We start from the raw sequence: 504 nt of genomic DNA, 5'->3' as shown, positions 1-504 counted from the left end.
GGAGGAAGAGGAAGAGGGGGAGAAGAGAAAGGAGGAAAGAAGGAAAGAGGAAAAGGAAGGGAGAGAGGAGAAGAAGAAGAAAAGAGAGGAGACGCCAAGAAGGGGAAGGGAGAAAAAGAAAGGGAAAGGAGGGGAGGGGAAGGGAAGGGGGGAGAAGAGGAGAGGAGGAAAGGAAGGAGAAGAAAAGGGAAGGGGACGGGGAAAAAGGGGAAAACGAGAACGGGAAGGCAAAGACGAAGGGGGGAGGGGAAGAGAAGGAACCGGACAAAGGGGAGAAAAGGAGGGAGAGAGGGGACGGGGAGAAGGAGAGGAGAAGGGAAGAAAGGGGGAGGGGGGGAAAGGAGGGAAAAGGGAGGAGGAAAGGGAGAGGGGGGAAGGAGGAGAGAGAAAAAGAGAGAGAGGGGAGGGAAGGGGAAGGGGGAGGAAGGGGGAAGGAGAAAAGGGGGGAAGGGGGAGGGGGAAAGGGAAAGAAGAGGGAGAGGAAGAGAAGAAGAGGGGAAAGGA

At 56.2% G+C, this 504-nt stretch carries 1 protein-coding gene; it reads left to right on the top strand.

The genetic code is table 11. From position 1 onward, the window contains the following. Nucleotides 1–504 (top strand): hypothetical protein (locus tag IB273_RS32070; RefSeq protein WP_192225872.1); only part of this gene is annotated, 504 nt, incomplete at both ends.

It is taken from the genome of Pseudomonas sp. PDM19 (assembly GCF_014852215.1).
Lineage (GTDB): Bacteria > Pseudomonadota > Gammaproteobacteria > Pseudomonadales > Pseudomonadaceae > Pseudomonas.
The sequence above is the reverse complement of the archived record's forward strand: the minus strand, read 5'-3'. Positions and strand labels throughout refer to the sequence as shown.